The organism is Azonexus sp., from assembly GCF_041909095.1.
Taxonomy (GTDB): Bacteria; Pseudomonadota; Gammaproteobacteria; order Burkholderiales; family Rhodocyclaceae; genus Azonexus.
In genome coordinates, this window is the sequence record NZ_JAYREB010000001.1 from 478,814 (window position 1) to 504,421 (window position 25,608).

General features: G+C 67.2%; 27 protein-coding genes. 11 read left to right on the forward strand and 16 right to left on the reverse strand.

From position 1 onward, the window contains the following. Positions 1 to 91 precede the first annotated feature (91 nt). Genes ACE3OV_RS02370 through ACE3OV_RS02390 form a run of 5 tightly spaced genes read left to right on the forward strand, consistent with a single transcriptional unit; the run spans position 92 to position 4,059 of the window. The gene (locus ACE3OV_RS02370) at positions 92 to 1,450 is read left to right on the forward strand and encodes a M16 family metallopeptidase (RefSeq protein ID WP_374324644.1); all 1,359 of its coding nucleotides are present in this window, start codon (positions 92 to 94) and stop codon (positions 1,448 to 1,450) included. A gap of 11 nt (positions 1,451 to 1,461) precedes the next feature. Continuing rightward, a complete protein-coding gene (locus ACE3OV_RS02375) occupies positions 1,462 to 2,751 on the forward strand; it encodes a M16 family metallopeptidase (RefSeq protein WP_374324645.1) in 1,290 nt (429 codons plus the stop codon). Beyond that, positions 2,748 to 3,290, forward strand: a complete 543-nt coding sequence (gene rsmD / locus ACE3OV_RS02380) for a 16S rRNA (guanine(966)-N(2))-methyltransferase RsmD (RefSeq protein ID WP_374324647.1) — start codon at positions 2,748 to 2,750, stop codon at positions 3,288 to 3,290. The genes ACE3OV_RS02375 and rsmD overlap by 4 nt, the downstream gene beginning before the upstream one ends. A 5-nt stretch (positions 3,291 to 3,295) precedes the next feature. Then, positions 3,296 to 3,781, forward strand: a complete 486-nt coding sequence (coaD, locus tag ACE3OV_RS02385) for a pantetheine-phosphate adenylyltransferase (protein WP_374326220.1) — start codon at positions 3,296 to 3,298, stop codon at positions 3,779 to 3,781. A 20-nt stretch (positions 3,782 to 3,801) separates the two neighbouring features. After that, positions 3,802 to 4,059, forward strand: a complete 258-nt coding sequence (locus tag ACE3OV_RS02390; RefSeq protein WP_374324649.1) for a YfhL family 4Fe-4S dicluster ferredoxin — start codon at positions 3,802 to 3,804, stop codon at positions 4,057 to 4,059. Between the two features lie 78 nt (positions 4,060 to 4,137). On the opposite strand, the gene ACE3OV_RS02395 is transcribed toward ACE3OV_RS02390, so the two are convergent. The 15 genes from ACE3OV_RS02395 to ACE3OV_RS02465 all read right to left on the reverse strand — a co-directional run bounded on the left by ACE3OV_RS02395 (position 4,138) and on the right by ACE3OV_RS02465 (position 17,966). Continuing rightward, positions 4,138 to 5,775: a TadG family pilus assembly protein gene (locus tag ACE3OV_RS02395; RefSeq protein WP_374324651.1), complete on the reverse strand. Its 1,638-nt coding sequence runs from the start codon at positions 5,773 to 5,775 to the stop codon at positions 4,138 to 4,140. 20 nt (positions 5,776 to 5,795) lie between these two features. Then, the gene (locus ACE3OV_RS02400) at positions 5,796 to 6,095 is read right to left on the reverse strand and encodes a DUF3613 domain-containing protein (protein WP_374324654.1); all 300 of its coding nucleotides are present in this window, start codon (positions 6,093 to 6,095) and stop codon (positions 5,796 to 5,798) included. Further along, positions 6,082 to 6,741 carry an excisionase family DNA-binding protein gene (locus ACE3OV_RS02405; RefSeq protein WP_374324656.1) on the reverse strand — a complete coding sequence of 220 codons (660 nt, stop codon included), beginning with the start codon at positions 6,739 to 6,741 and terminating at the stop codon, positions 6,082 to 6,084. The genes ACE3OV_RS02400 and ACE3OV_RS02405 overlap by 14 nt, the downstream gene beginning before the upstream one ends. Positions 6,742 to 6,809: 68 nt before the next feature. After that, complete coding sequence (locus tag ACE3OV_RS02410) at positions 6,810 to 7,529, reverse strand: hypothetical protein (RefSeq protein WP_374324658.1); 720 nt, start codon at positions 7,527 to 7,529, stop codon at positions 6,810 to 6,812. After that, positions 7,526 to 8,479, reverse strand: a complete 954-nt coding sequence (locus ACE3OV_RS02415) for a type II secretion system F family protein (RefSeq protein ID WP_374324660.1) — start codon at positions 8,477 to 8,479, stop codon at positions 7,526 to 7,528. The genes ACE3OV_RS02410 and ACE3OV_RS02415 overlap by 4 nt, the downstream gene beginning before the upstream one ends. A 2-nt stretch (positions 8,480 to 8,481) precedes the next feature. Then, entirely contained in the window at positions 8,482 to 9,396 is a 915-nt protein-coding gene (locus tag ACE3OV_RS02420; protein WP_374324662.1) for a type II secretion system F family protein, read from the reverse strand. Then, positions 9,389 to 10,690 carry a CpaF family protein gene (locus tag ACE3OV_RS02425; RefSeq protein WP_374324664.1) on the reverse strand — a complete coding sequence of 434 codons (1,302 nt, stop codon included), beginning with the start codon at positions 10,688 to 10,690 and terminating at the stop codon, positions 9,389 to 9,391. The genes ACE3OV_RS02420 and ACE3OV_RS02425 overlap by 8 nt, the downstream gene beginning before the upstream one ends. Positions 10,691 to 10,694: 4 nt before the next feature. Beyond that, positions 10,695 to 11,882: a hypothetical protein gene (locus ACE3OV_RS02430; protein ID WP_374324666.1), complete on the reverse strand. Its 1,188-nt coding sequence runs from the start codon at positions 11,880 to 11,882 to the stop codon at positions 10,695 to 10,697. Between the two features lie 17 nt (positions 11,883 to 11,899). Further along, complete coding sequence (locus ACE3OV_RS02435) at positions 11,900 to 13,255, reverse strand: type II and III secretion system protein family protein (RefSeq protein ID WP_374324668.1); 1,356 nt, start codon at positions 13,253 to 13,255, stop codon at positions 11,900 to 11,902. Continuing rightward, complete coding sequence (gene cpaB, locus ACE3OV_RS02440) at positions 13,252 to 14,127, reverse strand: Flp pilus assembly protein CpaB (RefSeq protein WP_374324671.1); 876 nt, start codon at positions 14,125 to 14,127, stop codon at positions 13,252 to 13,254. Before cpaB ends, ACE3OV_RS02435 begins: the two co-directional genes overlap by 4 nt. Before the next feature lie 61 nt (positions 14,128 to 14,188). After that, complete coding sequence (locus tag ACE3OV_RS02445; protein WP_374324674.1) at positions 14,189 to 14,620, reverse strand: TadE/TadG family type IV pilus assembly protein; 432 nt, start codon at positions 14,618 to 14,620, stop codon at positions 14,189 to 14,191. Positions 14,621 to 14,635: 15 nt separating this feature from the next. Next, positions 14,636 to 15,091: a prepilin peptidase gene (locus ACE3OV_RS02450; protein WP_374324676.1), complete on the reverse strand. Its 456-nt coding sequence runs from the start codon at positions 15,089 to 15,091 to the stop codon at positions 14,636 to 14,638. Positions 15,092 to 15,163: 72 nt separating this feature from the next. Next, the gene (locus tag ACE3OV_RS02455) at positions 15,164 to 15,328 is read right to left on the reverse strand and encodes a Flp family type IVb pilin (protein ID WP_374324678.1); all 165 of its coding nucleotides are present in this window, start codon (positions 15,326 to 15,328) and stop codon (positions 15,164 to 15,166) included. Between the two features lie 74 nt (positions 15,329 to 15,402). Beyond that, entirely contained in the window at positions 15,403 to 15,759 is a 357-nt protein-coding gene (locus tag ACE3OV_RS02460; RefSeq protein WP_374324680.1) for a response regulator transcription factor, read from the reverse strand. A gap of 5 nt (positions 15,760 to 15,764) precedes the next feature. After that, positions 15,765 to 17,966, reverse strand: coding sequence for a PAS domain-containing protein (locus ACE3OV_RS02465; protein WP_374324682.1), 2,202 nt, complete (start codon positions 17,964 to 17,966; stop codon positions 15,765 to 15,767). Positions 17,967 to 18,148: 182 nt separating this feature from the next. Here ACE3OV_RS02465 and ACE3OV_RS02470 point away from each other — a divergent pair, with 182 nt between their 5' ends. From ACE3OV_RS02470 to ACE3OV_RS02495, 6 genes are all read left to right on the forward strand, one after another. Then, positions 18,149 to 18,361 carry a hypothetical protein gene (locus ACE3OV_RS02470; protein ID WP_374324684.1) on the forward strand — a complete coding sequence of 71 codons (213 nt, stop codon included), beginning with the start codon at positions 18,149 to 18,151 and terminating at the stop codon, positions 18,359 to 18,361. Between the two features lie 47 nt (positions 18,362 to 18,408). Further along, positions 18,409 to 18,615 (forward strand): hypothetical protein, encoded by a 207-nt coding sequence (locus ACE3OV_RS02475; RefSeq protein ID WP_374324686.1) that lies wholly within the window; start codon positions 18,409 to 18,411, stop codon positions 18,613 to 18,615. Positions 18,616 to 18,656: 41 nt separating this feature from the next. Next, entirely contained in the window at positions 18,657 to 18,872 is a 216-nt protein-coding gene (locus ACE3OV_RS02480) for a hypothetical protein (protein ID WP_374324688.1), read from the forward strand. Between the two features lie 168 nt (positions 18,873 to 19,040). After that, complete coding sequence (locus tag ACE3OV_RS02485; protein ID WP_374324690.1) at positions 19,041 to 20,309, forward strand: HlyD family secretion protein; 1,269 nt, start codon at positions 19,041 to 19,043, stop codon at positions 20,307 to 20,309. Positions 20,310 to 20,337: 28 nt separating this feature from the next. Further along, positions 20,338 to 22,497: a peptidase domain-containing ABC transporter gene (locus ACE3OV_RS02490; RefSeq protein WP_374324692.1), complete on the forward strand. Its 2,160-nt coding sequence runs from the start codon at positions 20,338 to 20,340 to the stop codon at positions 22,495 to 22,497. Beyond that, on the forward strand, positions 22,494 to 23,930 hold the full coding sequence (locus ACE3OV_RS02495; protein WP_374324694.1) for a TolC family protein: 1,437 nt from the start codon (positions 22,494 to 22,496) through the stop codon (positions 23,928 to 23,930). Before ACE3OV_RS02490 ends, ACE3OV_RS02495 begins: the two co-directional genes overlap by 4 nt. On the opposite strand, the gene ACE3OV_RS02500 is transcribed toward ACE3OV_RS02495, so the two are convergent. Further along, positions 23,923 to 25,608, reverse strand: a complete 1,686-nt coding sequence (locus ACE3OV_RS02500) for a diguanylate cyclase domain-containing protein (protein WP_374324696.1) — start codon at positions 25,606 to 25,608, stop codon at positions 23,923 to 23,925. The genes ACE3OV_RS02495 and ACE3OV_RS02500 overlap by 8 nt on opposite strands.

The following is a 25,608-nucleotide window of genomic DNA, read 5'->3' on the forward strand; positions in this document are numbered from 1 at the left end:
GCCTTGCTGACAGGCGGACAGTCAGCCGTTAAGATGCCGTCCGGATCGATGCAGAAACAGCGCTGAATTCTAGCAGAAAGCCCCCTTCCCCATGACCCTGCGACAGCTTTTCCCCTTTTTGCTGGCCCCCTGGCTGCTCGGCCAGGCCCTTGCCAACCCCTACGAAACGACACTCGACAATGGTCTGCGGATCATTGTCAAGGAAGACCGGCGGGCGCCGACCGCGGTGCACATGGTCTGGTACCGGATCGGCAGCGTGGACGAGGTCGACGGCCAGTCCGGCGTCGCCCACGCGCTCGAGCACATGATGTTCAAGGGCACGCCGAGCGTCGGCCCGGGCGAGTTCAACCGCCTGGTGGCGGCCGCCGGCGGGCGCGACAACGCCTTCACCAGCCGCGACTACACCGCCTACTTCCAGCAGATTCCGAAGGAGAAGCTGGGCGAAATGATGCAGCTCGAAGCCGACCGCATGCGCCATCTCAACGTCGACCCCAAGGAATTCGAGCAGGAAATCAAGGTCATCATGGAAGAGCGCCGCATGCGCACCGACGACGACCCGGACGCCAAGCTTTTCGAGCAGATGAACGCCGCCGCCTTCCTCGTCCATCCCTACCGGCGGCCGATCATCGGCTGGATGGACGACCTCGAGAACATGAGCGCGACCAGCCTGAAGGCCTGGTACGACACCTGGTACGTGCCGAACAACGCCTACGTCGTGGTCACCGGCGACGTCGATCACCAGGCGGTGTTCGAACTCGCCCGCCAGCATTACGGCGCGCTCGCGGCGCGGCCGCTGCCGGCCCGCCGCGACCTGGTCGAACCGCGCCAGGAAGGGCCGCGCCGGATCACGGTCAAGGCGCCGGCCGAACTGCCGTCGCTGCTCCTCGCCTACAAGGCGCCGATCCTGCGCGACCCGAAGAACGACCGCGACCCCTACGCGCTGGAAATCCTCACTGCCATCCTCAACGGCCACGACGCCGCCCGCTTCAACAAGAAGCTGGTGCGCGAAGACAAGGTCGCGCTGTCGGCCGGCGTCGGCTACGACAGCACGGCGCGCGGCCCGGGGCTGATCTTCCTCTACGGCACGCCGTCGGAAGGGCGTAGCGTCGCCGAGCTGGAAGCCGCGCTGCGCGCCGAGATCGACCGCATCCGCCAGGATGGTGTCAGCGAGGCCGAATTGAAGCGGACCCGCGCCCAGCTGATCGCCGGCCAGGTCTACAAGCTCGATTCGATGTTCGGCCAGGCCATGGAAATCGGCCAGACCGAAGCGGTCGGCCTGGCCTGGAAGGACGTGGACACGATGCGCGAGCGCCTGCAGCAGGTCAGCGCCGCCGACGTGCAGGCGGTGGCGAAGAAGTATTTCGACGACAACGCGCTGACCGTCGGCATCCTCGACCCGCAAGCCCTGGACGGCAAGCCGCGCCGTCCGGCCGTCGCCACCCGTCACTGATGAAGCACGCCATGAAACGATTGCTCACCGCCGCCTTCACCCTGATCGTCGCCGCCACCGCGCAGGCCGGCGTGACCATTGAACAATGGACCACCGGCAACGGCACCCGGGTCAATTTCGTCGCCGCGCCGACCCTGCCGATGCTCGACGTCCAGGTCGATTTCGCCGCCGGCTCGATGTTCGATCCCGAAGGCAAACCCGGGCTGGCCGCCCTGACCCGCGGCGTGCTCGACCTCGGCGCCGGCGCCCGCGACGAAACCGCGATCGCCGAACAACTCGCCGACCTCGGCGCCCAGCTTGGCGGCAGCGCCGACACCGACCGCGCCAGCGTCGCCCTGCGCACGCTGACCGACAAGGACAAGCTCGAGCCGGCGCTGGCCGTACTGCGCGACGTGCTGCGCAGCCCGCATTTCGACCCGGCGATCTTCGAGCGCGAGAAGGCGCGCACCATCGCCGGTCTCAAGGATGCCATGACGCGCCCCGACAGCATCGCCGGCAAGGCCTTCTGGGAGGCCCTCTACCCCGGCCACCCCTACGGCCGCCAGGCAACGCCGGAAAGCATCGCGACCCTCACCCGTGACGATGTCGTCGCCTTCCACGACCGACTGTACAACGCCGCCAACGCGCAGATTTCGCTGGTCGGCCAGCTGACCCGACCACAGGCGGAAGCGATTGCCGAACAACTGAGCAGCGTCCTGCCCGCCGGCACGGCGGCCGAACTGCCGGCAGCACCGGCGCCGGCCAGCGCCGCCGTCAAGGCAATCGGTCATCCGGCCAGCCAGGCGCACATCTACCTCGGCCTGCCGGCAATCGAACGCGGCCACCCCGACTACTTCCCGCTGCTCGTCGGCAACTACACGCTCGGCGGCGGTGGCTTCGTCTCCCGGCTGGTCAAGGAAGTGCGCGACAAGCGCGGCTTCGCCTACAGCGTCTACAGCTACTTTGCGCCGCTGCGCCAGGCCGGCCCCTTCCAGATCGGCCTGCAGACGCAGCGCAAGCAGGCGCGCGAAGCGATCCGCGTCGTCCGCAGCGTGCTCGACGAGTTTGTCGCCCAAGGCCCGAGCGAGGAAGAACTGGCTGCCGCCAAGGCCAACCTCAGCGGCAGCTTCCCGCTACGCCTGGACAGCAATGCCAAGCTGCTCGCCAACGTCGCCGCCATCGGCTTCTACGGCCTGCCGGCGGATTACCTCGATCGCTACCGGGAAAAAGTCGAGGCGGTCACCGCCGCCGAGGTCAAGGCCGCCTTCGCCCGCCACGTCGTGCCGGGCAAGCTGGTCACCGTCACCGTGGCCGCCGATTGAACACGGTCCGCATCGTCGGCGGCGACCTGCGCCGCCGCGTCCTGCGCTTTCCCGACAGCGAAGGCCTGCGGCCGACGCCAGACCGCGTGCGCGAGACGTTGTTCAACTGGCTCGGCCAGGAACTTGACGGCTGGCATTGCCTCGACCTCTTCGCCGGCAGCGGCGCGCTCGGCTTCGAGGCAGCGTCGCGCGGCGCCGCCCGCGTCGTGATGATCGAGAAAGCGCCGCGCGTCCTCGCCGCGTTGCAGGAAAACCACGCCCTGCTCGGCAAGCCACCGGCGATCGAGTTACGCCGTAGCGATGCGCTACAATACTTGGCCTCGAGCACGGCCAGCTTCGACCTCGTCTTTCTCGACCCGCCCTATCATCAGGGCTGGCTGGAAAAACTGGCGCCAAAGCTGGATGCCATCCTCAAGCCGGATGGCGCGCTGTATGCCGAGGCGGAACATCAGATCGAATCGCTAGGCGAGTGGCGCACCGTGCGCCACGGCAAGGCGGGCGGTGTCCATTACCACTTGTTGCGGCGAGCGACCGATTGAACAAACTGAACCACCGCGTAGCGATCTACCCCGGCACCTTCGACCCGATCACCCGCGGCCACGAGGATCTCGTGCGCCGTGCCGCGACCCTGTTCGACAAGCTGATCCTGGCGATCGCCGAGAGCCCGGCCAAGCAGCCGCGCTTCACGCTGGCCGAACGCGTCGAGATGGCGCAGGAGGTAGTCGGCGACCTGCCCAACATCAAGATCGTCGGCTTCAACACGCTGCTCATGAGCTTCGTCCATGAGTGCGAGGCGAAGGTCATCGTGCGCGGACTGCGCGCCGTGTCCGATTTCGAATACGAATTCCAGATGGCCGGAATGAACCGCAGCCTCTACCCCGAGGTCGAAACGGTATTCCTCACCCCCGGCGAGCAATACATGTTCATTTCCGCAACGATGGTAAGGGAAATTGCGCGATTGGGCGGGGATGTAGGAAAATTCGTCCATCCTTCAGTAGAAAAGCGCCTGCGGGCAACAACCACTGCTTAAACGAGAGAGGAACAACTGACATGTCCCTGATTATTACGGACGAGTGCATCAACTGCGACGTGTGCGAACCGGAATGCCCGAACGAAGCGATTTCGCAGGGCGACGAAATCTACGTCATCGACCCGGGCAAGTGCACGGAATGCGTCGGTCACTACGATGAACCGCAGTGCGTGCAGGTCTGCCCGGTCGATTGCATCCCCAAGGACCCGGCCCACGAGGAAACCGAGGACCAGCTCTGGGCCAAGTACGAGAAGCTGACCGGCAATCCGCGTCACTGAGCGCGGACGCGGCGCCGAGCCGGCGCCCGCTGCACAACGCCCGCCATTGCAGCGGGCGTTTTCTTTTGTGGCTGGCGCTCAGCGCACCAGTTGCGGAGCGCCGCAGGAAAGGTCGAAAGTGGTGACGTCGGCGATACCGATCTGGATGCCGAGCAACGACAGGACCGGCGCGATCAGGCTGTCGAGCAGCGCGAAGACCGGCGCCAGCAGCGTCACCAGCGCCTCGACCACCTCGCCCAGGCCGAGCTTGATGCCGAGCAGCTCGACGTCGAGCACCGCCCCCATGCCGGAGAGCAGGATCTCGCCCAGACCGGCGGTCGTCAGCCCGTGGATGCGCTGCGTGTTGCTGCCGTCGAACGGGCCGGTGAATTCGAGGTCGCCGCTGGCGCCGGGCAGGTCGACCTGCAGCCGCGCCGTCGCCTTGACCAGGCCGAGCACGTTGAGAATGGTCGCCGGCGTCACCGTCGCCGCCACCGAACGGTTGGTCATCGCGTCGGGATTGACGTTGCCGACGTAGGCGCGCACCGCGCTCGACGCGGCGCCGACCTGGACGATGCTGGCGTCGCGCGGATAGCGGCAGTCGATGTCCTTGAGCCAGGCTTCGCCAGCACCGATTTCCAGATAGAGCGGCAGACGCACCAGGCCACCGAGCAACTCGCCGACCAGCAGGTCGAGCTTGAGCCGCCATTGCGCGGTATGCACCGAGGTCCGCCAGTTGCCGCTGGCGTCCTGGCCGGCCGGGCCGATGGCGATGCCCGGCGATTCGATCATGGTCAGCGCGGCGTCGAGCTTGACCAGCCCCGGCAGGTTGATGCCGAGCACCGGGATGTCGATGAAGTGTTCGCGGTTGGCCACCTGCGCCGCCAGCGTCACCAGTTGCATCAGGTTGATCTTGGCTTCCGCCGCCTGGTTGCCGGGCGCCAGGTCGACGTTGATCAGGTCCGAGAGTTTCAGGTTGAGGTTGCCGTCGGCGCGCAGGGCCAGCAGGTCGAGTGTCTGCACGACGGTGGCGTCGAGGCCGAGGATGCTCGAACGCTCAAGCGCCCGTGCCGACAGTTCGAGCAGTTCGCCGACGGTCAGGTCGAGCTTGAGCAGTTCCTCGACGGTGCCGACCGAGCCGACCACCTTGACCAGATCGAGCAGGCGGATCGAAGTATTAACCAGCCCCTGGTAGGCGATCGCCGACAGGTTGAGCGAGGTGTTGAGCAGTTTGCCGAGCAGCGCGTTGAGCAGCACCGACTTCTCGGTATCGATGTCGAGCAGCGAGGTGCCAACCGACAAGGCGGCGATGTCGTTGCGCATGGCGACTGCGCTGGCCGTCACCTGGCGACTGCCGAGCATGAAGAAATACGGCTGCTGCGTCGTCACCGTCACCTGCACCGCGTTGAATTCGGCGGGACTGCCACCCGGCGTGAATTCGCGGGCATCGACATCGTAGTGGCCGAGCACCGTGCCGAGCGTGTTCTGCTGCTCGCCGGGCACCGGGAACTGGTTCAGGGCGGCGGCGTCGAGGGCGATCGCCTGGGCCGCGGCGAGGTTGTTGACCGCCGACAGGGCAGAGGTGTCGGCGACCGTCTGCAGCTCGCGCCGGGTATTGAAGAGACTGCCGAGATCGACCGCCAGCAGGGCGGCACCGATCACCATCGTCAGCGCCACGGCGGCCATGACGCTGACCGCGCCGCGCTGGGCGCGCGCAGCCCTGGGCAGTGCTCGCATCGGGAGTCTCCGCCGCCGGTTCAGCGGGAATTACCGACCGCGGCGGCAGTCGCCGGCTGGTCGATCTGGCCGACCGTGGTCGGCTTCTTGAAGCTGTCGAGGTAACGCTGGTAGTTGCGGCTGGCGACCTCGCCCTGCACCGCTTGCAACTGGCCGGCAGCGAGCCCGGAACGCTGCAGGTCGAGCAGGGCCTCGGTGGTGGCGCCGATGGCGATCTTCGCCGGTGCTGCGGCCGGCGCCGGGGCTTCCTCGTCGGCGGCGAAAGCCGGCGACAGTAGCAGCCCGCAAGCGATGGCGAGCAGCGATTTAGGGTATTGCATTGCGTCTCTCCTTGAGCGCCCGATGCGCCAGGCAGGCCTTGACATAGCCCTGCAGCAGTTCGAACGAAAGGGGTTTGGAAAAAACCGTGATTTCCGGCGACAGACCGCCGCGTGCTTCTATCTCTTCCGGCTCCATGCCGCTGACGACGACGACGTTGAGGCCGCTGAGCACCGGGTCGGCGCGCAGCACCTTGATGATCTCGAAACCATCGACGCCGGAAATGCGCAGGTCGGTGATCAGCAGGTCGGGCGGCCGGCGGCCGATCTCGACCAGGGCCTCGAAGACGCTGCTGACGAAAATGAAACGGACCGGCAGTTTCCAGGCCGGCAGCGTCAGCCGGTAAAGCTGCAGCATGTCCTCGTCGTCCTCGAGCACCAGCACCGAGAACTCGCCGCTGTCGTTGGCCGCCGGATCGGCGGCCGGCGCTGGCGTCGCGCTGTCGCCCAGGCGTTCCTTGATCAGCGCCTGCACCGAACTGAGCGGCAGGCGACGGTGGCCGCCGTCAGTCTTCCAGGCCTTGAGGACGCCGGCCTCAACCCAGAGCTGCACGGTACGCAGCGAAACGTGCAGCATCTCGGCCGCTTCGCGGGTGGTGCAGAAGACTTCCGAGCCTTCGGGACTATTGAGTTTTCGCTGTTTATTCATTTTGTCTCGATTACCGTGATCGATCGGTTGGAATTGGGGCTAAAACGCCAAGGGTTTCAATATTAGCGTCATTTCACCATTTCCACGCGACCGCTGTCGGTAAGCGGCTTGCCGGGCTCGCCACCCGCCCGGCCCATGCGAACAGCATCGTTGCGTACCGACGCCCGCTGGGCCTCGGCGAAACCGTGTTTTTCCATCACTTGCTCGGCGCGCTCGCTCTGCCCTTCGAGCAGCAGGTAGAGCGCCAGGTTGGCGCCGACCTGGCGGTTGTCCGGCGCCAGTTCGGAAGCCTTGAACAGGCTCAGCCGGGCGGCGGCGCGTTCGCCGCGCAGCAGTTGCAGGTAGCCGAGGTCGTTGAGGATGCGCGCGTCGATCGGCGCCAGCCGGGCCGCCTCGTGCAGCGACAGCGAGGCCTGCGCCAGATCGCCCTCGGCGGCGGCGATCAGGCCGAGGCCGTGGTGGGCGCCGGCCGACGTCTCCTGCGCCAGCAGGCGCCGGTAATAGTCGCGCGCCTGGGCGTAGTCGCCGGTCTGGCGCAGGGCGTCGGCGCGCAGCAGGAGCGCCCGGCGATCCTTCGGCCAGCGCTGTTCGAACAGGTCGAGGTGGGCGAGCGAGGCATAGTAAAGCCGCTTTTCCTGCATGCCGGCGATCAGCTCGAGGTAGAAGTCCGGGTTGTTTTCGTCGCGCCGCGTCTCCGTCGGCGTTTCGCCGGCCGCCGCCGGGTTCTGGGCAAAGCTTGGCGCCGCCAGCAGGCAGGCGAGACAGAGCAGCCAGCGCAAGGATTTCATGCCATGCCTCCCAGGGCCTTGATCACCGAAACGAAACCTGGCCCGGCGGTGACGATGATCAGCGCCGGCAGCAGGAAGAGGACCATGACGATGACCATGCGCGTCGCCAGCTTGCCGACGTATTCCTGCATCTGGAAGCGCTTGCGTTCGGTCAGGCGCTGCGAGAACTGGCGCAGCGGCTCCTGCACGGCGGCGCCGTAGTAATCGGTATGGCAGATCAGGGCGACCAGCTCGCTGAGGTCATCGACATCGAGCTGGCGGGCCATCAGTTGCAGCGCGTCGCTGCGCGCGCGGCCGCTGCGGATCGACAGGCTGACCGCGCCCAGTTCGTTCGACAGCACGGGCAGGCCGAGCCGCGAATCGCCGGCGAACAGCGTGATCGCCTGCTCGAAGCTGATGCCGACGCTATGCATCATGCGCAGGAAATCGACGAACACCGGCAGCTCCTCGGCGAGCAGCGTCATCCGCCGGTGCGCCAGGTAACGCAGCAGGTAGCGCGAACCGAGGAAGACCAGGATCGCCAGCGCCACGCCGCGCAAGCCGTCCTGCAGGCTGCCGGCGAGCAGCGCGTAGGCGCCGAAGCCTACCAGCACGGCGAGCAGCGTCAGCCAGCGCAGGGTCTGGAAGAAGACCAGCGCATGCAGGCCACGGTAGCCGGCCTGGATCAGCAGCCGGCGGTCTTCCGAATCGGCCTCGCTGCCGGCGGCGCCGGGCAGGCGTCCGGAGAAGAGGAGGAGCAGCTTCTCGGCGAAGCTCAGTTCCTCGGCCTCGCGGATCGCCTCGCTGCCCTCGCCGCCCGGCGCCAGCATCTGGTCGAGGCGGGCGAAGCGGCGCTGACGCAGGATCTTGCGCTGGGCGGCGAGGAACAGGCCATAGACCAGCCCGCCGACGCCGAGGACGGCGAGGGCGACGCTGGCGGCGACCAGCCAGGGCAGGAGGGTGGCGTCCATGTTCAGTCTATCCTCGCCATGCGGAACAGCAGCGCCATCCCGGCAATCTGCATGGCCAGCGCGCCGAGCAGGATCTTGCGGCCGAACGGGTCCATCCACATGCCGAGCAGGTAGCCCGGGTTGGAAGCCAGCGTCAGCATCGCCACGACCACCGGCAGGGCGCTCAGAATCCAGGCGCTGGCCCGGGTTTCGGCGGTCATCGCCTTGAGTTCCTGCTGGCTGCGCCGGCGCTCGCGCATCGTCGTCGACAGCCGTTCGAGCACGGCGTGCGCGTTGCCGCCGTAGCGGATGCCGAGGTGAAAGACGGAGGCGACGAAGCCGAGTTCGCGGATCGCGTAAACGTCGGCCACCTGCATCATCGCGTCTTCCAGCGACTGGCCGGCGCGGGTGCGCAGCAGTACCTGGCGGGTGATGGTCAGCAGCGGGTCGTCGCATTCCTCGCTGGCGTTGCGAAACGCCAGTTCAAGGCTGCAGCCGACGCTGAGGATGCGCGACACGCTTTCCAGGAAGACCGGCAACTGGTCGACCACCTGCTGCCGGTAAACGGCGATCCGCCACTGGATGAAGCTCCAGAGCAGGAAAGGATAGACGAACAGGATGCCGGCCAGCGCGTAGGCGAAGCCGAACAGCAATTCGCCGAACAGGAAGAGGACGGCGCCCGGCGCCAGCAGCGCGCCATAGACCAGCGGTGTTTCCGGCAGGCCGGCGCGCTGCAGGTAGCGTTCGAACCAGGACGGCACCCAGCCGCTCGCCGCCGCCGGCGTCTTGCCGTCGAACGGCGCCTCGTGGCGGGCCAGCACCTCGCTCATGCGCCGTCCGCCGCCCGGCGCCCGGCGCAGCGCGCCGCCGAGGAAGACGAAGGCGGCGGCCAGCAGGCAGAAGCTGGCGGAGAGGACGAGCCAGACCAGTTCAGGCACCGCTGCCTCCCGGCCGGCCGGGGAAGGCGGCGTAGCGTTTCAGTTTCAGCGACTGCGGCTTGCAACCGGTGACGAAGGTGCCGTCGCGGCCATTGGCCGCGGGCTCGAAACGGAACAGTTCCTGCATGGCGACGACTTCGTCCTGCATGCCGGTCAGTTCGCTGATCGACATGACGCGGCGGGCGCCGCTCGGCAGGCGGGCGAGCTGGACGATCAGGTCGATGGCGCCGACGATCTGCCGGCGCAGGTTGAATTCGCTGCCCTGCCAACCGCCGAAGTGGAGCAGCATTTCCAGACGGTGCAGGCATTCGCGCGGCGAATTGGTGTGGATCGTCGACATCGAGCCGTCGTGGCCGGTATTCATCGCCTGCAGCATCTCGACCGCTTCGCCGCCGCGCACCTCGCCGACGATGATGCGGTCGGGGCGCATGCGCAGGCTGTTGCGCAAGAGGTCGCGCGGCGTCACTTCGGCGACGTTCTCCAGCCCGCCGGGGCGCGATTCGAGGCGGACGACGTGCTCGTGCAGCAATTGCAGTTCGGCGGCGTCCTCGATGGTGATCACCCGCTCACCCTCGCGGATGTACTGGGCCAGCATGTTGAGGAAAGAGGTCTTGCCGGAACCGGTGCCGCCGCTGATCAGGATGTTGCAGCGCATCTCGGCGGCGTGCGCCAGGAAGTCGAGCATTTCCTGGTTGAGCGTGCCGTAGGCGAGCATGTCGGAGGCCTGCAGCGGCTTGCTGCGGAACTTGCGGATCGACACCACCGGGCCGTTCAGCGACACCGGCGGGATGATCACGTTGAGCCGGCCGCCGTTGGGCAGGCGGGCGTCGACCATCGGGCTGCCTTCGTCGACGCGGCGGCCGAGCGGCGCGATCATGCGCTGGACGATGCGCATCAGGTGACGGTTGTCGATGAAGCGGACGCGGCTTTTCTGGAGCAGGCCGTTCTTCTCGATGAAGACTTCCTTGTAGCCGTTGACCAGGATGTCGGCGACGGCGTCGTCGTTCATCAGTTCCTGCAGCGGGCCGAGGCCGGTCAGCTCGTCGTTCAGTTCCTTGACGATGACCTGGATGTCGGTGACGTTGAGCGGCACCCGGTTGGCGGCGACGAAATCTTCGACTTCCTGGGCGACGAAGCGCTGGGTGACGTGCGGCGCCCAGGTCGCGAAATCGACGCCGAGTTCCTCGATGCGTTCGACCAGGCGCTGGTGCACCACCGCCTTGATGTCCTGGAATTCGTCGGACTGCCGGAAATCCCCGCGCGGGTCGCCGCCGAGGGCGAAATCGAAATCCATGCCGTCAGCCTCCGATCAGTCCCTGCAGGCGCCGCCGCCAGCCGCCGCCGCTCGGCACGGCGGCCGCCGTGCCGCCGCTCTCGCGGGCGGCGAGGTCGCGCAGCACATTGACGTAGGGGTCGTTGGGCGCCAGCTCGTAGAGCAGCTTGCCCTGGTTGGCGCAGGCAATCAGCCGCTCGTTGCGCTGCGGCAGGTCGGCCACCCAGTGCAGTTGCAGGTGCTGGGCGAGCTGCGCCGGACTCATCTCGATGCGCGTGTCGTACTTGCCGGTGAGCAGGCCGATGCGCTCGGTCTCGACGCCGCGCTCGCGGAAGCTGGCCAGCATCTGGCGCGCCGAGAACACCGAGGCGATGCTCTGTTCGCTGATCAGCAGGGTGCGGTCGCTGACGCCGAGCGCGTAGAGCAAGAGGTCGGTACCGGCGAAACCGCCGAGATCGACCACCACCACCTTGAAGTAGGACTTGAGCAGGCTGAGCAGGGTCATCGCGTCGACCGGCGAGACATCGCGCAGTTCGGCCAGGTTCTGCGGCAGCGAGAGCAGCGACAGGCCGCTCTTGTGGTGGGCGAAGGCCGAGTTGAGCAGGGCGTGGTCGAAACGGCGCAGGCTGCGCACGGCGTCGCAGAAATTGAAATTGACCTTGGTGTCGAGGTAGAGCGCCGCGTCGGCGGCGGGAAACCCGAAGTCGAGCAGCAGCACCGGCTCGCCGGGCATCACTTCCTGCTTCAGCAGCAGCGCCAGATGCACCGCTGCCGTCGAGGTGCCGACGCCGGGCCGGGCGCCGAGCAGGCTGATCATCGTCCCGCTCGACTGCGCCGGCAGTTGCGGCGACTGGGCGAGCACCTGGCGCAGCGAGCGGCAGATGATTTCGGGGGCCGACTGCAGCTCGACGAAATCGCGGGCGCCGGCGCGCATTGCCTCGATGATCAGGCTGTTGTCGGCGCGCTGCGCGAAGCCGATGATCCACAGGCGCGGATACACCGACAAGAGCTTGGCGGCGAGATCGGCGGCCTGCGCCAGGCGGCTTTCGGCGAATTCGATGAAGACGACGTTGGTCCCCATCGAACCGACCAGCTGGACCAGGACGTCGCTGTTCCAGTGCAGCCAGACCGACACCCCCTGGCTCTGTATGGCTTCGCTGAGCGCATTGAAATGAGCTTCGTGCTCGGTCACCACGATGAAACGTTGTTCCATGCCTGTTCTCCGTCGGCTTACCTGGAAAATCCGGTGTAGCGGGTATTCACATCCTGATCGGACAGCAGCCAGTCGCGCCACAGCCCGGATTCGCGGTTCGCCAGTTCCTCGCCCGGCATCGGCCCGAGGTCGGTGCCCGCCGCCAGCGGCCGCACCAGGCGCGGCGTGACGATGAACAGCAGTTCCTTGTCCTCGCGCGACAGGCTGATGCTCTTGAAGAAGGCACCAAGCAGCGGCAGGTCGCCGAGGCCGGGAATCTTGTTCACGTTGCGCATCATCGCCTGGCTGACCAGGCCGCCAATGACGAAGCTCTCGCCGTTGCCCAGCTCGATGCTGGTGGTCGCCCGCCGCGTGCTCAGGCTGGGGACGCTGACGCCGTTGATGGTGATGCCGTTCTCGAAGTTGAGGTCGCTGACTTCCGGCGCCACGGTGAGCGCGATACGGTTGTCGGCGAGCACGGTCGGCGTCACCTGCAGGCGGATGCCGTAGGGCTTGTACTGGATCGTCGTCTGCCCGAGCGCCTGCGGCACCGGCACCGGAAACTCGCCGCCGGCGAGGAATTCGGCGTCGCGGCCGCTCTGCGCGACCAGCGTCGGCCGCGCCAGGGTGCGGGCGAAGCCGTTGCCTTCGAGGACGCTGACGACGCCGAGCAGGTTCTTCTTGGCGTTGCCGACCAGCAGGTTGAGCGCCTGGTTGATCGGCAGTTCGGCCTCGGTGCTGATCGCGCCGTTGCTCATCTGCACCTTGCTCAGGCTGCCCGGCGCGTAGCTGCCGAAGGTGAAGCCCGACTTGTTGGAGAGAATGCTGAGGCCGGCCTTGTTGAGGATCTTGCGGCTGAACTCGACGACCCGGACATCGATCTGCACTTCGCCGCCGAAGCCCATGACGCTGCGGTCGACCACCGCCGGCTTGGCATCGCCGGCGCCGCGCGCCGCGTATTCGCGGGCCACCGCCTGCGCCGCCAGGTCGCTGGCGGTGCCCGACAGCACGGCGAGATCGCCGGCCGCCTTCAACTGCAACTCGCCGGCGCCTTCCGGCGGCAGCGCCACCGCCTTGTTGACGCGCAACGGGTAGCGGTCCGCCGTCTTTTCGCCGCGCTGCCAGACCATCAGCGTGGTGACGCCGGGCTGGTTGCCCTGGATCACGAACTGGCGGCTGCCGATCACCTTGACCGCGGCTACCGTTTCATTGCCGACCGCCAGCCGGCTGACCGTCTTCGGCGTATCGATCAGGCGCTGCCCGCCGGCGGCAAGTTCGATCTCGCCACTGGCCGGCAGGGCCTCGGCGATGGCTGCCGGGCCGGCGAGCAGCGCCGGCAATGCCAGCGCCAGGCTGGCGGCCAATTGAAGGTAGCGGAAACTCGTCTTGTTCATTGCCCAGCCCCATTCCGATTACTGACCTGCACGCTGGTCTCCTTGAGCCCGTGCATCACCTTGACCGTCGGTGCCGGCGCCGCCGGCCTGGCCGCCTTGCCGGCCACCGGCTTGGCAACGAGCGGCGCGCCGACCTTGCCGGCCAGTTCGCGCAGGCTGACCGCCTGCGCCGGCGCCGAGAGCAGCGCGGCGGGCGTCGCCTGGCCGGGCGTCGCGGCATCCGGGGCCGCCGCGCTGGCGGCATCGAGCGGACGCAGCGCGAGCAGCAGGCGGCCGGCTTCGGCGGCCAGCGCCAGCCGGTCGACGTCGGCCAGCGGCACGGCGAGGACTGCGGTACGCGGCGTCTCGGCGACATTGCGCATGGTGCTGCCGGTCTTCTTCGCTTCCGGTGCGTCGAGCCCGCCGAAAGCCAGGATGCGCAGGCCGGAAAGCAGCAACCGGGCGTGGCTGTCGGCGATTTCCTCGTTGTTGCGGCGGAAGGTGGCGAAGACGTCGACCAGGTCGCCCGGCGCCAGCCGGTTGCCGACGGCGACCACTTCATCGACCTTGATTGCCACGGCCCGTTCGCCGGGCTGCAACTGCTTCAGCGACGGCGTCGCCGGCCCTTCGATACGTTCGGCGAGCAGCGGCTCGCCGGCGGCGAGGTCAAGCGGCACGGTCTTGCCGAGCACCGCCTCGACCGCCGCGTAGCTGCCGGCCGGACGCGACGGGAAGGCCATCAGTTGCAGATGTTGCGCGGTCAGCAGGGTGCCGGCGGGAATCCGCTGCGCGGCGACCACCACCTGCTGCATCGGCGCCGGCTGCTTGGCCGCCATGTCCTTGCTCAGCACCCACGCATACGCCGCCAGCCCGATGGCCGCGACGATCAGCAATGCCCCCACTATCCTTTGCGTCTTGCCCAATTTGCCTTACTCCCCGAGGACTCCAAAGCCATCAATAAACCGCGTCGAGCTGCACCATGGCCTGTCCGGTCAGCCGTTCCGGCAACGCGACGCCGAGTGCCGGCAGCGCCGGGACCAGCGGGTTGGCGGCATAGTCATAGGCCAGTTCGACCTTCAGGCAGACGTAGGGCGTCGCCGCGCAGAGCGCCGCGCTGACCTGCGGCTCGGGCGCCTTGTCGCCGAGCCAGGCCAGGCTTTCGGCGGCCACCGTGCGGGCCAGTTCGACGCGCGCCGTGACGCCGCCGACATCGCGCACCGCCGCTCGCGCCCCTTCGTTGGCGGCCTGCACCAGGGAATGCTTGACGGCAAAGATGACGCCGTAGGCGACGATGCCGTACATGACGATGAAAAACAGCACGAACACCAGCGCGAACTCAATCACCACCGCCCCGCGCTGGGCACGCCGACCAGCCCTCTGCGACACCATGCACTCCCCCGACTACGGCAGCACGGACCCGAGATCCAGCCACCCCCACAACTGCGGCAGCAGCGCCACCGCCAGACAGCTTCCGTAGGGAATCCGCCCCCGCAACACGCCCGCCACCCTGCTCCCCGGCAAGCCGCCCGGCTGCAGCAGCAGCAAGGCCAGCCCTCCGGCCAGCAACGAGCCGTACAACAAGGCCCCGGCCAGCACCGGAAAGCCCCCCAGCCAGCCGATGACGGCCAGGAACTTGACGTCTCCCGCCCCCATCCAGCCCGCCGCATAAAGGGGCAGGAAACCGAGCAGGGCCGCCACCGAAGCCATTGCCGCATCGAGCGGTGTACCGCCGAATGGCATTGCACCGCGTACCGCCAGATGCACTACCCCGAAGGCAAATCCGAACAGCAACCAGGCGTTCGGCAGACGCCGGTGACGCCAGTCGGCAAAGGCCAGCGCTCCGGCCCAGAAACTCAACAACAACTGCGCCGCCAACGACACGCGCCCGACCTCAAGAAACGGACGGGCCGTCAGCGCGGAAATGGCACATCAGGGCAGGGCGTCCTTGATCGAATCGAAGACGGCCTTCAGCTTGGTGCCAACGTCGGTCACCGAGAGAATGATCGCCACGGCGATCAGGGCGGCAATCAGACCGTACTCGACGGCAGTTGCACCTTCTTCATCTTTAACGAATTTCTTGATCGAATCCCACATGACACGCTCCATAAAATTTTCAAAAAAATATGATTTATTCATTTGCTTCAATTATTCACCTTCCAGCATAATTGTCAAGCCCCGACTTCCTGAAGCAACTGCGCCGGACTGAAGGGTTTGACCAGGTAACGGTCGGCCTTCGCCTGGTAGCCGCGCTCGATGTCAGCCTTCTGGCCGCGGGCGCTGACCATGATGACCCGGGTCGAACTGGTCAGCGGATCCTGCTTGATCGCCTGGCAGATCTGGTAACCATCGACACCGCCGGGCAGCATGACGTCGAGGATCAGCACGTCGGGCTTGAAGCTGCGCGCCACCAGCAGCGCCTCCATGCCGTTGGCCACCTCGCGCAACTCGACACCAAGCGGCTCCAGCGTCAAGCGAATGAGCAGGCGCAGGTCGGCCTGATCCTCGACAATCAATATGCGTTGCAAGGGCCTCACCGTCCGCCCCCCCCTGATGCCGCGCCGGAGTCGGCGACCGGTAGCCAGAGGACGACGCTCGTTCCCTGCCCGGGGGCACTGACCACCTCGATGTCACCACCGAAGACCGTCATGTATTCCTTGACCAGCGACATGCCGAGGCCGGAACCGAGGATGGCGCCGCTTGGGTCGGCGCGATAGAAGCGCTCGAAGATGCGTGCGCTCTGCTCCGGCGTCATGCCGATCCCCGGGTCGCTGACGGCGACGCCGATGCGGGCGCCCTCGGCGGCGTCGCGGCGCAGCGCATTGACGCGGATGACTCCGCCGCCCGGCGAATACTTGACGGCGTTGCTCAACACGTTGATCAGGCATTGCTGGAATTTCTCGGCGTCGATCCTGACCTTGGGCAGATCCTTCGGCCAGTCGAACTCCAGCTTGTGCGTCGGCGCCGGCACGTATTGCGCCGCCACCGCGTTGAGCACGACCGGAGTGATTTCCTGAACCTGCATCTTGAAACTCTTGCCGCCGCGCGCCTCGATCCGCGACAGGTCGAGCAGTTCGTTGACCAGGTTGATCAGATTGCGGGTCTGGCGGTGGATGCGCTCGAGCAGGTCGCGCTGCATCGCCGGCTCGAACTCGCGCGACAGCAGCAGTTCGGAGAAGCCGAAAATGCTCGCCATCGGCGTCCGCAACTCATGCGCCGCGGTGGACAGGAAATCGCTCTTCATCCGGTCCACCTCGCTTTCGCGGGTGATGTCACGCAGGTAGATGACACGGCCGTGGATGCCGCCGGCGCCGTCCGGAATCAGCCGGGCCAGCCAGCGGATCATCGTCTTGTGCGGGCGCTCCAGCTGCAGCAGACCATCGGCGCCCTCACCAACCTCGGCAAAGCCGGGGGCAGCGGCGCCGAGCTGGGCAATATGCAGGTCAAGCTCGGCCAGCGGCCGGCCGACCACCAGCCCGGCGGCCAGCCCGGTCATGCCGACGAAGGCCGGATTGACGAAACTGACCCGCCCTTGTTCGTCGGCAAAGACGAAACCGTCCGGCCCCAGGGTAAGGATCGCATCGCGCTCGCGGTTACTGCGCAGCAAGGCCGCCTCGCTCGCTTTCTGCGCCGTCAGGTCGCTCAGCACACCGGCGGCCGACGCCGTGCCGGCCGTCGTCGTCGCCCGCAAGTGCAGGGCGAACCAGCGCCAGGCACCGTCCCGGCAGCGCAAGCGCAGCTCGCAGGACAGATCGCCAGCCTCGCCATCGGCCAGCGCGGTAAAGAAAGTCGCCACACTATGACGTTCATCATCATGAACGAAGCTGACCAGCGTCTTGCCGAGCGCCTCGTCGATGCTGTGCCCGGTCAGCTCCTGCCAGGCCGGGTTGAGAAAACTCAGCTGCCCGCCACCATCGCTGCGCAGGATCACCTGCGTCACGCCGTCCACCACCGAGCGGTAGGCTTCCCGGCTGCTCAGCAGCTCGGCCTGCGCCGCCTTGTGCGCCGAAACGTCGGCCAGCGCACCGATCATGCGCAGCACCTTGCCGCTTTCGTCGCGGCTGGCAACGCCGCTCTGCTGCACCCAGAGATAATCGCCGCGCTTGTGGCGCAGCCGATGCTCGCAGAGGAAGAGGTCGCTACGCCCTGACAGGTGCTCGTCGAGCGCCGCCGTGACGCGCGCCAGGTCGTCGGGATGGACCCGCGTCAGCCAGGTCTCCGCGTGTCCCGGCGTCTCGTCCTCGGCAAAGCCGAGCAGGGTCTTCCAGCGCGGCGAGTAATAAATGCGGCCGCTGTCGAGCTGCCAGTCCCAGACGCCAATGTCGCAACCTTGCAAGGCGATGCGCAGGCGCCCCTCGCTGTCGGCCAGACGCCGCCTTTCCTCGGCCAGACGCTCGGCCGCCCAATCGACGCGCTGCGCCAGCCGGCCAAGCGGCGCCCAGGGCGCCAGCCCGGTACGCGCCGCCGGATCGCCGTCGCCGAGCCGCTGCAGCACCCGCTCTATCCTGGCCGCCCGCCAGTACACCAGCACCGCAAAAAGGACAAAGAAGACGAGGAGCAGGAGGCTGGTAATCATTGCATCAGGATAAGACAAAGCTGCCACTTCGTGCACCTCGCTCTCGGCCAGCGCCGCACTGGCCTGAACGAGCAGCGCCAGCAGCGCGGCATGACGCGGACGCCGAGGCCGCCGCAACGGCTGACTTTCACTTTCAGCCTCGCGTTCACGCAAATTCACGAAAATTCCGTAAGCAAGATTGCAATTCCGCATAATTTGATTATCATGTCGCAACAGTTTGCATTGTGCATGGTTTGTACTGTTTTTGAAACTCAAATATGCATAAATGCAAAACAGAATTGTCTACGGGCAATGCATGCCACCCGGTGTGGCGTTTTTCAATCAGTCAAGGAGTAACAAACATGGCAATTCAAGAACTTGGCAAGACCGAAATCGAAGCCGTCTCCGGCGGCACCCTGACCCTGGACCTGCATGCCGACGTCGGCAGCCTCCTGGGCGGCATCCTGAGCCCGGTGCTCGGCCTCGTCGGCGCGCTGGTCGCCCCGACCTTCAGCCTGGTCGGCGGCCTGCTCGGCGCTGTCACCGGCCTGCTCGGCGGCCTGCTGCGCGTCTAATAAAACAAGAACGACCACCAGTTTTCGTTCATTCAAGGAGTAGCAACGTGGCAATTCAAGAACTCAGCAAGACTGAAATCGCTGCCGTTTCCGGCGGCACCCTGGATCTCGGCGGCCTGCTCGGCGGCATCCTGAACCCGGTCCTCGGCGTCGTCGGCGGCCTGCTGCCCCCGGTTCTCGGTCTGGTCAGCGGCCTGCTCGGCACCGTTACCGGTCTGCTCGGCGGCCTGCTCGGTGGCCTGCTCGGCAACTGATCGCGTCATTTCGACCTTACGACAATCCAAGGAGTAGCAACATGGCAATTCAAGAACTCAACAAGACCGAAATCGCTGCCGTTTCCGGTGGCGCCCTCGATCTCGGCGGCCTGCTCGGCGGCATCCTGAACCCGGTCCTCGGCCTGGTCGGCGGCATCCTGAGCCCGGTAGTCGGCCTGGTCAGCGGCCTCGTCGGCACCGTTACCGGCCTGCTCGGCGGCCTGCTGGGCGGCCTGTTCGGCGGTTCCTGCCGCTAAGCCGTCACCCGGCAGCGCGGGGCGGGCCCTGAACGACCTGCCCTCTCCCGCCTCGCGCCTGTTCCTCCCGTCGTCCTCCTGACCCACTAGCGGCGCCCTGACCGGCATCGTTTTCGGCCGCCCCGAAAAATCCCATCAGCATTTCGCGCTCAACACATCCATTCCAGCATGGCCGATCAGCCCCTGTTCCGACGCGCCGCGCTCGACGCGCAAAAACCCAAGTCCTGCGGTGAAATCCTGCTCGTCCGCCCGCTCAGTTACCGCCTGCTGAGCCTCGCCGCCCTGCTGTGCACGCTGGCCATCGTCGCCCTCTTCACCTGGGGCAGCTACACCAAGCGCAGCAGCGTCACCGGCCAGTTGGTGCCGAGCGCCGGCCTGTTGCGCATCTATCCGCCGCAGACCGGCATCGTCGGCAAGAAACTGGTTGCCGAAGGGCAGAGCGTCAAGGCCGGCGACACCCTCTACCTGATTTCCAGCGAACGCCAGAGCAGCACCCTGGGCTCGGTCTTTGCCAGCGTCAGCGAACAGCTCGGCGCGCGCAAGGAATCGCTGACCGGCGAACTCGAACGCACCCGGCAACTGCAGCGCGAGGAGCAGGAAGGCCTGACCAAACAGGTGGCGGCGCTACGCAGCGAACTGGAGAAAATCGACAGCCTGCTCGAAGGCCAGCGCGACCGCGTCGCCCTCGCCGAGGAAACCAGCAAGCGCTACCAGTCGCTGCTCGAACAGGACTACATCTCGCGCGAACAGCGCCAGCAGAAGCGTGAGGAACTGCTCGACCAGCAGACCCGGCTGAAGAGCGTCGAGCGCGAGCAGATCGCCCTGCGTCGCGAACTCGGCAGCCGCCAGGAAAGCCTCGACGCCTTGCGCTTCAAGCACGAGAATCAACTGGCCCAGATCGAACGCGTCATTTCCTCGACCAGCCAGGAACTGAGCGAGAGCGAAGGACGCCGCATGCTGGCGATCACGGCGCCGATCGACGGCACCGCCACCGCAGTGGTCGCCGAAGTCGGCCAGGCGGTCGACGGCCGGCGCCCGCTGCTCAGCATCGTCCCCGCCGGCAGCCAGCTCGAAGCGCAGTTGTACGCGCCGAGCCGGGCGGTCGGCTTCGTTCGCCCGGGGGCCGAGGTGCTGATGCGCTACCAGGCCTACCCCTACCAGAAGTTCGGCCACGCCCGCGGCACCGTCGTTTCGGTGGCGCGCACCGCGCTGCCCGGCAGCGAGATCAGCAGCCTGCTGGCGCCGGGCGCCGAAGCCCAGGGCAGCGAGCCGCTCTACCTGATCAGCGTCGCCCTCGAACGCCAGAGCATCAATGCCTACGGCGTCGCCCAGCCGCTGCAGGCGGGCATGCTGCTCGAAGCCGATGTCCTCCAGGAAAGCCGCAAGCTCTACGAGTGGGTGCTCGAACCCCTGTTCAGCCTGAGCGGCAAGCTCTGATCGTCCGTCACCTCACTTCCGGTCTCCCATGTCCTTCCTCGACAACGTTTCCTTCGGCCTGCGCCGCAAACTGCCGCTGATCCTGCAGACCGAGGCGACCGAATGCGCCCTCGCCTGCATCGCCATGGTCGCCGGCTACCACGGCCTGCGCACCGACCTCGCCACGCTGCGCCGCGTCTTCCTGGTCTCGATCAAGGGCAGCACGCTCGGCCACCTGATGCAGATCGCCCAGTCGCTGAAGCTGACGACGCGGCCGGTCAAGCTCGAACTCGAAGACCTGCCGCAACTGCGCCTACCCTGCATCCTGCACTGGAACTTCAACCACTTCGTCGTCCTCAAGGCGGTCGAGCGCAACACGGTGACCATCCACGACCCCGCCTTCGGCCTGCGCAAACTCAGCCTCGACGAGGTTTCCGGCCAGTTCACCGGGGTTGCCCTCGAACTGTGGCCGAATACCGAGTTCAAGCCGGTCAGCTTCCGCCAGCGTATCCGCCTGCGCGACCTGCTGGGCCACGTCACCGGGCTTGTCCGCTCGCTCGGCCAGATCCTGCTGCTCGCCGTCTCGCTGGAAATCTTCGCCCTGGTCAGCCCCTTCTTCCTGCAGTGGGTGATCGACAACGTCGTCGTCTCCGGCGACCGCGACCTGCTGACCACGCTGGCCCTCGGCTTCGGCCTGCTGATGCTGCTCCAGCAGGGCATAGGCACGCTGCGCTCGTGGGTCATCATGCATATGTCGACGACGCTCAACCTGCAATGGCGGGCCAACATCTTCAGCCACCTGCTGCGCCTGCCGGTCGATTACTTCGAAAAACGCCACCTCGGCGACGTGGTTTCCCGCTTCGGCTCGATCGACGTCATCCAGAAGACGCTGACCACCGCCTTCGTCGAAGGCATCCTCGACGGCCTGATGACCATCGTCACCCTGATCATGATGTTCATCTACAGCCCGCCGCTGGCGTGGATCGCGGTCGGCGCCATGGCGCTCTACGGCATCGTCCGCTGGCTCTGGTACCGGCCGCTGCGCAACGCCACCGAAGAACAGATCATCCACGCCGCCAAGCAGCAGAGCCATTTCCTCGAAACCGTGCGCGGCGTGCGCAGCATCAAGTTGTTCCAGCGCCAGGAAGAACGCCGCTCGACCTGGCTCAGCCTGCTGGTCGACCAGATCAACGCCGACCTGCGCAACCAGAAACTGCAGATCTTCTACCGCCTGATCAACGGCATCCTGTTCGGCGTCGAGCGCATCCTGGTCATCTGGTTCGGCGCCAGGCTGATCCTCGATGGCAACTTCACGGTCGGCGCGCTGATGGCCTTCTCCGCCTACAAGGACCAGTTCGATTCGCGGGTCAGCGCCCTGATCGACAAGCTGGTCGACCTCAAGATGCTGCAACTGCAGGGCGAACGCCTGGCCGACATCGTCCTCGCCGACCCCGAACCGAGCGCCGCACCGCTGCCGACGACGGCACACCAGGCAACGCCGGAAGCCTCGATCGAACTGCGCGGCCTGCGCTACCGCTACGCCGACGGCGAACCCTGGGTGCTCGACGGCATCGACCTGCGCATCGGGCGCGGCGAGTCGGTCGCCATCGTCGGCCCGTCGGGCTGCGGCAAGTCCACGCTGATCAGCGCCATGCTCGGCATCCGCACGCCGAACGAGGGCGAAGTCCTGGTCGGCGGCGCCAGCGTCGCCCAGGTCGGCATCGAGGCGCTGCGCGCCATGGTCGGCACCGTCCTCCAGGACGACGTCCTGTTCGCCGGCTCGATCGCCGACAACATCAGCTTCTTCGATCCCCGCCCGGATTTCGCGCGGGTCGAGGAATGCGCCAGGCTGGCGGCGATCCACGACGACATCGCGGCGATGCCGATGAGTTACAACACGCTGATCGGCGACATGGGCGCGGCCCTCTCCGGCGGCCAGAAGCAGCGCGTCCTGCTCGCCCGCGCCCTCTACAAGCAGCCGGCGATCCTCTTCCTCGACGAGGCCACCAGCCATCTCGACATTTCCTGCGAAAAGCGGGTCAACCAGGCGATCAAGCAGCTCAACATCACCCGCGTCATCGTCGCCCACCGCCCGGAAACCATCGCCAGCGCCGACCGCGTCATCGTCCTCGACGCCGGCCGCGTGTTGCGCGACCTGCCGGCGGCACAACTCGACCTTGGCCGCATCGCCGGCGGAGGTGGCTGGTGAGTCTGCGCCGCCACCTCTGCGGCCTGCTCGCCGGCGCCGCCCTGGCCAGCGGCGCGCTGGCAGCGCCCGACCCGTTCTCGACCGAAGCGCGCACCGCCGCCAGCGCCAACCGGGCGCTGGGCGACGAGACGGGAATCAACCCCTGCGAATTCGGCCCGCTGCCGACGCCGCTCGAACTCGCCGAGGCGATCGAACGCGCCCTCTGCCAGAACCCGCAGACCCGCGCCGCCTGGGGCGAAGCGCGCACCCAGGCGGCGCTGCTCGGGGTCGCCCGCGCCGCCTACCTGCCCAGTGTCGCGGCCAGCGTCAGCTACCTGGCGCAGAAATCGAGCAGCGCCTACGACGGCAAGTACGAGGTGCTCGACGCCGAAACCCGGCCGCGCACCCGTGCCGGCAGCCTCAAGCTGAGCTGGACGTTGTTCGATTCCGGCCTGCGCGCCGCCAACACCGACCAGGCCAGCGCCCTGCTCGACGCCGCCAATGCCAGCCACGATCTGACGCTGCAGCGGGCGCTGCTCGACGCCGCGCAGGCCTACTTCGACGTCCAGATGGCGCAGGCGCTGCTGCGCGCCGCGCAGGCCGCCGAAGCCGCCGCCGGCAAGAGCCACCAGGCGACCGAGGCCAAGTACGCGGCCGGCGTCGGCGCCCTGACCGACAAGCTGCAGGCGGCGGTTGCCCTGTCCGACGCCCGCCTCAAGCGGGTCACCGCCGAAGGCGAAGTGCAGAACGCGCTGGGCAGCCTGGCCACCGCCCTCGGCCTGTCGCCGGACACGCCGCTGCGCCTGCCCGAGCGCGAACTTCAACTGCCCGGCCCGGCGCCGCGCAGCGTCGGCGAACTGCTCGAGGACGCGCGCAGCCATCACCCGGCGCTGCTCGCCGCGCGCGCCGAACTGCAGGCCGCCGAGGCGCGGGTCCGCGCCACCCGCGCCGAAGGCCGGCCGACCCTGGTGTTTTCCGCCGAAGCCAGCGAACGCCAGCAGGACAAGCACATCCCGATTTCCGGCTACCCGCCGACCGGCGCCGTCTTCCGCGACAGCGCGCTGGGCATGCAGCTGAGCATCCCGCTGTTCGAAGGCTTCGGCCGCGGCTACAAGGTGCGCGCCGCCAGCAGCCAGGTCGAGGTCCGGGCGGCCAAGCTGAACCAACTCGAACAGCAGGTCGCGCTCGAAGTCTGGAAGAGCTACCAGGCACTGAACACCCGCCAGGAACACATCGCCGCCGCCAGCACGCTGCTCGACAGCGCGCGCCGCTCCTTCGAGGTCGCCGAAGGGCGTTTCCGCGCCGGCGTCGGCAACATCCTCGAACTGCTCAGCGCGCAGAGCGCCGTCGCCTCGGCCGAACAGCGGCGCATCGAAGCCTATGCCGGCTGGCAGGGCGCCCGCCTGAAACTGGCGGCGAGCATCGGCCGGCTCGGCCTGTGGGCGATCAGGTAAGCGGCGGTGGCGCGGCCAGCGCCAACTGGTTGCGGCCGCGGTGCTTGGCCTCGTACATCGCGGCGTCGGCGCGCTTGAGGATGGCGTCGACGCTCTCTTCCGGGGAACCGGAAAACAACGTCAGACCGATGCTCGGCGAACTGTCGTAGCTTTGCGCGCCGAGCCGGTAGGGCTGGCCGAGGGCGACCAGGATCTTGTGGCCGACCGCCTGCGCATGACGCAGGGCGATTTCTTCTTCCGCCGCCAGCAGCGGCAGCATGACGATGAACTCATCGCCGCCGAGCCGCGCCACCGTGTCCATCCGCCGCACGCAGGCCTGCAGGCGATGGCCGACCTCGATCAGCAGCAAGTCGCCGAAATCGTGGCCGAGGCTGTCGTTGAGTTCCTTGAAGCGGTCCATGTCGATGAACATCAGCGCGCCGAGCGACGCCTGGCGGCGATTCTGGACGATCGCCTGCTCCATGCGGTCGACCAGCAGGCGGCGGTTGGGCAGGCCGGTCAGGGTGTCGAACAGGGCCAGGCGCCGGTATTCCTCTTCCAGCCGCTTGCTCTCGGAGATGTCCTGGAAGGCGCCGACCAGGCGCAGCGCAGCACCGTCGGTGGCACGCTCGACCACCTTGCCGCGATCCATGACCCAGAGATAATTGCCGCTGGCGTGGCGAATCCGGTATTCGAGGGCAAAGGACGGCGCCTGAGCCAGGCAGGCGGCAAGCGCCGCGGCGTACGCCGCTCGGTCGTCGGGATGGATCAAGGCGGCGACGCCAGCGATCTCGTGTTCGTGCATGGCTTCGTCGAGGCCCAGGATGCGGCTCCAGGCGGCGTTGTGCCGGGCCGTCGTGCTACCCACCTGCCAGTCCCAGATGCCTTCGCCGGTGGCGTCCATGACGTGGCGCAACCTTTCCTCGCTGTCGCGCAACGCCAGCTCGGCCGCCTTCTTGGCGTCAATGTTGCGGTAGGTGCCGACCAGCGACTGCCGGTTGCCCGACTTGCCATAGATGTTGAACCACTTCCAGGCGCCTTTCAGCGTGCGCAGCCGGACGTCGGCCTCGAAGGCCGGACGCTCGCCGGCCAAGTAGGCCGCCCGCGCCTGCTCGATGACGGCGCCGCAATCGGCGTGCGCCAGCGCCGCCCAGCCGGCGACCTCGGCCGCCGCCTCGCCGTTGGCGCAGCCCAGTGCCTCGCTCCAGCCAGCGGCGACGCGCACCTGGTCGCTCGCCAGGTCCCAGGACCACAAGCCCTGGTCGGCGCCGGCCAGGGCCAGCGACAGATGACGCTGCAGGCGGACGCGGTGCAGGATGTTGGCGATGCGCAAACGCACCAGGTTGGGCTTGAACGGCTTGGTGATGTAATCGTCGGCGCCCATTTCCAGCGCGCTGCACTCGCTCGCCAGATCGTCCATCGCGGTCAGGAAAATCACCGGCGTGCCGTTGAACGACGGCAGTTTCTGCAACTCGGTCAGGGTCTCGAAACCGTTCATCCCCGGCATCAGCAGATCGAGCAGCACGAGGTCGAAGCGCCGCTGCGGGAAGATTTCCAGCGCCTGCGCCCCGGACTCGGCGGTCACCACCTCGTAATCGATGCCGAGCGCCATCTCCAGCAATTGCAGGATGGCCGGCGTGTCATCGACCGCCAGCACGCAAGCCTTCTCGTCATCAAGCAGGAGGTTTCTGAAGGGCAC